At 28.4% G+C, this 7,776-nt stretch carries 8 protein-coding genes; 6 read left to right on the top strand and 2 right to left on the bottom strand.

Features of this window, described 5'->3' with window-relative positions; genetic code table 11:
* Positions 1–87: 87 nt before the first annotated feature.
* Positions 88–1,509, bottom strand: coding sequence for a spore germination protein (locus HF850_RS12420; RefSeq protein WP_169105763.1), 1,422 nt, complete (start codon positions 1,507–1,509; stop codon positions 88–90).
* A gap of 144 nt (positions 1,510–1,653) precedes the next feature.
* Here HF850_RS12420 and asnB point away from each other — a divergent pair, with 144 nt between their 5' ends.
* Positions 1,654–3,498 carry an asparagine synthase (glutamine-hydrolyzing) gene (gene asnB, locus HF850_RS12415; RefSeq protein ID WP_169105762.1) on the top strand — a complete coding sequence of 615 codons (1,845 nt, stop codon included), beginning with the start codon at positions 1,654–1,656 and terminating at the stop codon, positions 3,496–3,498.
* Positions 3,499–3,585: 87 nt separating this feature from the next.
* Here the strand turns inward: asnB and HF850_RS12410 are convergent, their stop codons facing one another.
* A complete protein-coding gene (locus HF850_RS12410; RefSeq protein WP_169105761.1) occupies positions 3,586–3,888 on the bottom strand; it encodes a hypothetical protein in 303 nt (100 codons plus the stop codon).
* 246 nt (positions 3,889–4,134) lie between these two features.
* Between HF850_RS12410 and HF850_RS12405 the strand changes: the two genes are divergently transcribed.
* From HF850_RS12405 to HF850_RS15485, 5 genes are all read left to right on the top strand, one after another.
* A complete protein-coding gene (locus HF850_RS12405; RefSeq protein WP_169105760.1) occupies positions 4,135–4,554 on the top strand; it encodes a YaaR family protein in 420 nt (139 codons plus the stop codon).
* Positions 4,555–4,750: 196 nt separating this feature from the next.
* Entirely contained in the window at positions 4,751–5,737 is a 987-nt protein-coding gene (locus HF850_RS12400) for an MqnA/MqnD/SBP family protein (RefSeq protein WP_169105759.1), read from the top strand.
* Complete coding sequence (locus HF850_RS12395) at positions 5,712–6,467, top strand: ABC transporter permease subunit (RefSeq protein ID WP_169105758.1); 756 nt, start codon at positions 5,712–5,714, stop codon at positions 6,465–6,467. The genes HF850_RS12400 and HF850_RS12395 overlap by 26 nt, the downstream gene beginning before the upstream one ends.
* Positions 6,464–7,132: an ABC transporter ATP-binding protein gene (locus HF850_RS12390; RefSeq protein ID WP_169105757.1), complete on the top strand. Its 669-nt coding sequence runs from the start codon at positions 6,464–6,466 to the stop codon at positions 7,130–7,132. The genes HF850_RS12395 and HF850_RS12390 overlap by 4 nt, the downstream gene beginning before the upstream one ends.
* 396 nt (positions 7,133–7,528) lie before the next feature.
* The gene (locus HF850_RS15485) at positions 7,529–7,669 is read left to right on the top strand and encodes a hypothetical protein (protein WP_206151666.1); all 141 of its coding nucleotides are present in this window, start codon (positions 7,529–7,531) and stop codon (positions 7,667–7,669) included.
* Positions 7,670–7,776: the final 107 nt, after the last annotated feature.

Genomic DNA, 7,776 nt, shown 5'->3' with positions numbered 1-7,776 from the left:
CACAAAACCCAAGCTTATTTTAGCTTGGGTTTTGTTGCGTTCAAAAAAGGAGCTACGCACTTTAGTGCGACAGCCCCATTTTTATTGTTAAGATTCTTGAACATCTTTTGATGTTTTTATTCTAAATATAAGCGTTCTTAGTTTCTTCCAATTAAAAGGCACTAAAGGATAGAAATAAGGTGCACCGACAACAGTCTTTGTACGTGCCATTATAATTATCATTAAAATTATGCCACCAATTAATCCATATATACCAAATATTTCGGAAAATATTAACAGAAGAACTCTCATGAACTTAAGTGCATAACTCATTTCTATACTTGGCTGAGAAAAACCAGCTAATGCAACAATAGACATATATAATACTGACTGATTTGTAAACCATCCAGTATTTATAGCATATTCACCTATAATTAAACCACCAATAACAGAAAGTGAAGTACCTAGTGGGCTAGGAGTATTTAATGATGCTAATTTTAAACCATCTATTGCAAATTCAAGTATCATAAACTGCCAGAACATGGGAACTCTATACTCTGCTTCAGGCTTCAAAAAATCAAAGAAAGCAGGAAGTTTTATAGCACCAGTTGTATATAGTAAGAAAATTGGAATTAGAAATATTGTAGCTAATGAAGTAACGTTTCTTACAATTCTTAAATAATTTCCTGTGAAAAGTGGGAAATAATAATCATTTATGTCTTGAAGAAAATCAAAAACGGTTGTAGGCATTATTATTACATTAGGTGAATTATCTACTATTATTACAAATTTTCCTTCAACTAAGTGAGCTGCAGTAACATCTGGTCTTTCTGTATATCGTACTTTGGGAAAGGGATTAAATAGATTTTTTGTGACCATAGTATCTACTAAGCTTTGGTCGCCTACAGTTAATGCATTTATATCAATTTTTTTTAGTTTATCTTGTATTATTTTTAAGACTTTAGGATCGGCTATACCATCTATATATCCGATACATACATCTGTTTTTGAAATATTTCCTATTTTATATATTTCAAAAACAAGCCTTGGATCTCTTATTCTTCTTCTTAAAAGACCAGTATTGAATACGAGTTTTTCTATGAAGGCATCTCTACTTCCTCTTAATGTCTTTTCTTTTTCAGGTTCAGAAGAATCTTTACCTGGATAAGTACGCAAATCTAAAATGAAGAAATGCTTATATCCATCTATATATATTATTGTCTGACCGGTCAAAAGTGCATCTATAACTAATGTCAAATCTTTTTCTTTTTCTACTGATACATGGGGAATTTCGGTGAGCATAAAATCATCACCTGTTTCTAATTTGTCCATGGTCTCAATAGATATTTTAAAGAAACCTTTAAGAATTTCCTCCATAATATCATCTTTTATAAATCCATTAATATAGTACAAGACTGCACTACGATTTGCCACCATAAATTTTCTTTCAACTATATCAAAACTCTTATCTACAACTAAGTGAGAGTGAATCAAGTCTATATTTTTTTGAATATTTGATGAAATATCCATATGTATATCACACACCTCTCGTACAGTATTTTATAGATGTAGTATGTGAGAATTGAGAAAAATGTATACATTAATTAATATCCTGTGCACAATATTAATTAAAAATCATATTTTAGTAATGTAAAGAAAATAGAGGTGATATAAATGTGCGGAATAGCTGGAATAGTAAACTTTAGGAAAGATATATCCAAAGAAGTAGATATATTGGAAGGGATGATTAAGACATTAACTAGAAGAGGACCTGATTCGGAAGGAAAGTATATTTCTAATAATGTAATATTTGGTCATAGGCGACTTATAGTGGTAGATCCCAAAGGAGGAAGTCAGCCTATGACCAAATTTTTTAATGGGAGAAAATATACAATTGTATATAATGGAGAACTTTATAATACGGAAGATTTAAGAAAAGAACTAGTAAATGATGGATTTGAATTTCAATCTTATTCGGATACTGAAGTATTGTTGGCTTCATATATTAACTGGGGGAAAGAGTGTGTTAATAAATTAATTGGTATATTTGCATTTGCAGTATTTGACGAATATAAAAAAGAAGTATTTCTGGCAAGAGATCAGATGGGTGTGAAACCATTATTTTATAGTATATGTAATGAAGAGTTTATATTTGGATCTGAAATAAAGACAATTCTGGCACATCCAAGTGTAAAAGCTGAAATTGATAAAGAAGGACTTACTGAGATATTTGGCCTTGGACCTGCAACTATACCAGGAAGTGCGGTATTTAAAAATATTAAAGAAGTTGCGCCTGCAAACTGCCTTTTAATATCTAGAGATAATAAAATAAAGACATGGGAATACTGGATTGTAAAAGCAGAAGAATTCAAGGAAACCGCAGAAGAAGCAATTAAGCATACAAGAGAATTATTGTGTGATGCAATAAAAAGACAGCTAGTAGGAGATGTGCCATTATGCACATTCTTATCTGGAGGGCTGGACTCGTCAGCAATTTCAGCTATAGCAGGAAAAGAATTTAATAAACGAGGTAAAGTACTTACTACTTATTCAATTAATTATGAAGATAATGAAAAATTCTTTAAAGCAAACCTGTTTGAGCCTAATAGTGATGAATATTTTGCAGAAAAAATGGCTGGAGTTATAGGTAGTGACCATAAAAAAGTTATACTAAACCATTCAGATCTTGCATTGGCATTGAAGGATGCAGTACTAAGTAGAGATTTGCCAGGGATGGCGGATATAGATTCTTCACTGCTTCTATTTTGTAAAGAAATAAGAAAGGACTTTGTAGTCGGTTTATCTGGAGAATGTGCAGATGAGATTTTTGGAGGTTATCCATGGTTTACTCATGATGATATGTTTTATTTAGATACTTTTCCATGGTCAAGATTCGTAAGCAGCAGAATAGGGATATTAAATGATAAAATAAAGGATATACCGGTGCAGGAGTTGGTTCAATATCAGTATAGAAAATCTTTGAATAAAGTACCTCATACAGATAATGAAAACAGAAGAGATTTTAGAATGAAGGAAGTGTCATACTTAAACTTAAAATGGTTCATGGTAAATCTTTTGAATAGAAAAGACAGGATGAGTATGTATAATAGCCTTGAAGTAAGAGTACCTTTTGCGGATATCAGACTTGTAGAATATGCTTTTAATATGCCTGCACATATAAAGCTTTATAAAGGAAGAGAAAAAGGTCTGTTAAGGGCATCCCTTGAAGGTATACTTCCTAATGATATAATTTATAGGAAAAAGAGTCCTTATCCTAAGACTCATAATCCTGTGTATACAGATATTGTGTGTAGGATAATGAAGGAAATAATTGAGGATAAAACATCTCCAATTCATGAAATAATAGATGATGATATTGTTGAGAGAATAATAGAAACTAAAGGTGCATCATATAAATCTCCGTGGTATGGTCAGCTTATGACTGGTCCACAGCTTTTGGCATACTTGATTCAAGTCAATACATGGCTAAAAGAATATAATGTTAATATTCTTATATAATTAAAAAAATGTGAGAGATAAATAATTATATAGAATTAGAAGATAAATAAGGCTTGACCTAATGGTAGCCAAGCCTTTTAAATTCAATTAATTAAACTTGAATTTAATAGATATTTCTTTGATTTCACCTTTTGAATTTTTTCTTATTGAAAATTGTTTTATATCTTTTGCTTCATTTTCTAACTGATAATTTAATTCGTTTATTGTTGCTTTAGCTTTCTTAGTTAAATCACCATCTTCAATTATTGAAAAACGACTTTTTCTGCATATAGTTTCATTATTTTTGTCATCAATTATTACATAATATTCTGGAGCTTCTTCAATTACATTGTATTCCTTATTTACTGTTAATGTTGAACATAATGTATCATCTAAACATTTTACTATCATTGTAAATACCTCCTATATCTTACATGTATTATATATAAATTTTATTACTAATGAAATTGGATTTCAATAAAAAAAATATGTAAAAATAATTTTTGTGAGTTATTATAAAATTAATATATAAAGGGGAAAAATCATTTTTTATAATTATAGATTTTATTTTAAATATTTATTTGATAAAACCTTGTATAGAGAAACATGTCCATGTTTGTTATAATAAATTCATAAATAAGAAAGGAAATGAGAAACATGGAAATTGGAAGAGTAGGAAGAGGTACAGTAACTTCAGAAAGAAGAGTTGCAGCGGGGAAAAAAGATTTTTCTCATAGTTTTAATCAACAGAGACAAAAGAAGTCAGAAGAGCAGTTAAATAAAATGATAAATGATATAAAAAAGAGAGGGAATAGACTTATAACTACTAAAACTTATGTGGATGTAGTAATGTATAAGAAAATGATAAAGGAATACCTTCAGTCAATCCTTGAGTTTATGTATGAAACTAAAAAGGATATAAGTTTCTGGCAAACTCAATATTATATAACTGTAGATACAATAGATACAAAACTTGAAGAACTTACTGAAGCTTTATTAAGTGATGAAAAAGACTGTATAAATGTTGTAGCAGCAGTTGATGAAATTCAAGGAATGTTAGTTGATATATATAGATAAATAATAATTAAAAGCTAATATATGGGTTAAATTAAGAATGTTTTAATAAATGATAAAAAATCATGGGTATGTTTAATATACTTGTGATTTTTTTTTTTGCATATCAAAATATAATTGTAATTTTTTGTGTGTATGATAATATATGTATTGTATTTAAACACCAATAATTAATTATTATAGAAAGTAGAGGATATAAATGAGAAAAAAAATAGCATTATTAGCAGTATTGAGTGTATTTACTTTTATTGGATGTGGAAGTGGTCAGAGTGCTCTACAACAAAGTGAAATGGTCGAAACAAAAGAAATTAATTTTTCAGTACCAGATGGGCTTCCAGCCATTGCAAATGCAAAAAATATAAAGGAAAATCCAGAAATTAAAGACGGTTATAAAGTGAATTATACAATTGAGAAAAATTCTGAATCTTTGGTTACAAGCGTTATGAAAGGCGAACCAGATGTTGTGATAGTTCCTTCAAATGTAGCATCGACTGTATATAATAAGACAAAAAACTATAAAATAGCAGGAACTGTTGGATGGGGTTCGCTTTATGTTGGTACTACAGATAAAAATGTAAGTAGTGATTTTAAAGGTAAGGAAATCTATAATATAGGGAAAGGCTTAACACCAGATCTTGTATCTAAGAGTATATTTATGGGAAAAGGAATTGATGTTGATAAGGATATTAATTTTTCGTATGTAAATGGGGTTTCAGAACTTGCGCCAGTAATATTATCTGGAAAAGCTGAGTATGCGGTTATTCCTGAACCGGCATTATCTACAGTACAAACTAAGAATTCAGAATTTACAACTTTAATGGACTTGAATGAAGAATGGAAAAAGATAAATAATACAGAATACGGTTTTCCTCAATCAACGTTAATAGTAAAAAATGATTTGCTAGAAAATGATAAAGAATTTGTTGATGGTCTTTTAGATAAAGTTAAGGAAAGTACTGAATGGATGTATGATAACAAAGATGCTTTAGGTGATTACTGTGAAGAAATAGGAGTATCAGCTAAAAAAACTATAATAACTAAAGCAGTAGATAGAGCAAATATAAAATATGTTCCTATTAAAGACTGTAAAAAGGAATATAAAACTTATTTCGAGAAATTAAATGAACTTGACTCAAGTACCATAGGAGGAAGTATACCTGATGAAGGAGTGTTCATGGAGAAATAAAACTTATTTATTAATATCATGTATATGCTTTTTAACATTATGGCAATTTACTGCTGTAATATTAAATAATGATATTTATCTCCCAAGAATAGAACAGGTTATAGCAGCTATTGAGAATATTACCAATAATAAAGATTTTGTATTAATTATATTAAGTAGTTTTTTAAGAGCTAGCTTAAGTTATATTATAGCACTTATTTTAGCAGTAATTTTAGGAGTACTTTCGGTTGTGTGTCCGTTTTTTCAATATATGATTAAACCACTAAATTCTATAATAAGAACAATACCTACTTTGGTGCTTGTTGTACTTACACTTGTATGGTTTGACAAAGATATGGCCCCATTTATAGTAGGTTTTGCAGTAGTTTTTCCTATAATATTTGAAGGTATACGCAATACTATAATTAATTTTGATGGTAAGATAATAGATATGGTTGAGATTTATGAAGTAAGTACAAAGGATAAAATCACAAAAATATATCTGCCTCTCATTGGATACTATATAGCTAATATTTTTGTATCTACATTTGCGTTAACATTTAAAGTTGTAATTGCAGGCGAAGTACATGGACAACCTAAGTATGGAATAGGATCTCAGGTTCAACTTGAAAAAGTAAATTTTAATACTCCAGGTATTTTTGCATGGATTATGATTATAATGTTAATATCATTTATATTTGTTCTTATAAACAAAATTCTTATTAGGAAAGTATGTAGGTGGACAAAATGAATATAGAAATAACTAATTTGAATAAATCTTATGATAAACGGAGTATTTTTAAGGATTTTAATATTAAGATAGTAGATGATAAAATAAATTGTATAATAGGCCCGTCAGGATGTGGGAAAACAACATTTCTTAATATTGTAGCAGGAATTTTAGAATATGATAGTGGAAGCTTAAATGGAATCTTAAAAAGTGATATAAGTTATATATTTCAAGAAGATAGACTTATTGAATGGTTGACAGTTAAAGAAAACCTTCAGATTACTTTGAAGAAGTATTTCGATAAAATAAATCTTGATAATGAAATTGAAAAATTATTAGATATAGTAGGAATAAAAGAAGTGAAGGATAAGTATCCAAATGAATTAAGCGGGGGTATGAGACAGAGAGTTAATATAGCAAGGGCCTTTGGAAAACCTTCCAAGATAATACTTATGGACGAGCCGTTTAAATCACTGGATTATAAACTTAAATATACAATAATAGATGAATTTAAAAATATACTAAATAAAAGGAAAAGGCTTGTTATTCTTGCTACCCATGATATAGATGAAGCTATATATTTTAATGGGAGAATATTTCTATTTGGGAATAGTCCTGTTAAAGTTCTTAAAGTGTTTGAAGAAGAGTTGCAAAAAGCAAAAAATGAAATAATTAGTTTCATGTAGATAGTATTTTTGGGATGGTTGTAATTAAGATAATTAAAAAAATATATAAAAAAATACAGGCAGTGTGAAAAATATACCATACTGCCTGTATTTTTGTTAAATACTTGTATCAGCTATATAATATTATTTCAGCACCTATTATAGTAAAGAAGAAAAAGGATATTAAAAAAGTAAAAACACTCAACATTTTTTGATTTGTATTTAAAAGATTTATACCAAGGTATACATTAAGTAGTCCAAAAATAGAGAAAATAAATTTAAATAAATCTTTTGAGTAATGTGATCTGCTTGCTATTAAATTAAAACAGATTAATGGAATCAAGATAGAGATGGAGAAATTAAATAGTCTCTTTAAATAATACATATATATATCACCAGCTTTTATTAATAATTATTATGTATTCTAATTATATACAAGCTATATATTTTTTATTCGTACATAAATTAAAATATATAAACATAGAACAAGGTAGTCATGATGAATTATTAGAAAAACAAGGTGAATACAGTAAACTTCATAAAATGGCAGCTATATAATAATAAAATTTAAAATAGTATATACCATAATATTTTGAACAAAAATCGACATAATTGAATAGAATTATTATAGAAGATAAAAAAGACAGGTATTTGGAGGTGGAGTT

Source organism: Clostridium sp. SM-530-WT-3G, assembly GCF_012843905.1.
GTDB lineage: Bacteria > Bacillota > Clostridia > Clostridiales > Clostridiaceae > Clostridium.
Note: the sequence above shows the minus strand (reverse complement) of the source record. Positions and strands in the feature narration are given on the sequence as shown.

Excerpts from the sequence above, each read along its gene's own strand:
- HF850_RS12400 (WP_169105759.1), top strand. The coding sequence starts at position 4,751 with ATGAGAAAAAAAATAGCATTATTAGCAGTATTGAGTGTATTTACTTTT.
- asnB (WP_169105762.1), top strand. The coding sequence starts at position 1,654 with ATGTGCGGAATAGCTGGAATAGTAAACTTTAGGAAAGATATATCCAAA.
- HF850_RS12420 (WP_169105763.1), bottom strand. The coding sequence starts at position 1,509 with ATGGATATTTCATCAAATATTCAAAAAAATATAGACTTGATTCACTCT.
- HF850_RS15485 (WP_206151666.1), top strand. The coding sequence starts at position 7,529 with ATGTATTCTAATTATATACAAGCTATATATTTTTTATTCGTACATAAA.
- HF850_RS12405 (WP_169105760.1), top strand. The coding sequence starts at position 4,135 with ATGGAAATTGGAAGAGTAGGAAGAGGTACAGTAACTTCAGAAAGAAGA.
- HF850_RS12390 (WP_169105757.1), top strand. The coding sequence starts at position 6,464 with ATGAATATAGAAATAACTAATTTGAATAAATCTTATGATAAACGGAGT.
- HF850_RS12410 (WP_169105761.1), bottom strand. The coding sequence starts at position 3,888 with ATGATAGTAAAATGTTTAGATGATACATTATGTTCAACATTAACAGTA.
- HF850_RS12395 (WP_169105758.1), top strand. The coding sequence starts at position 5,712 with ATGAAGGAGTGTTCATGGAGAAATAAAACTTATTTATTAATATCATGT.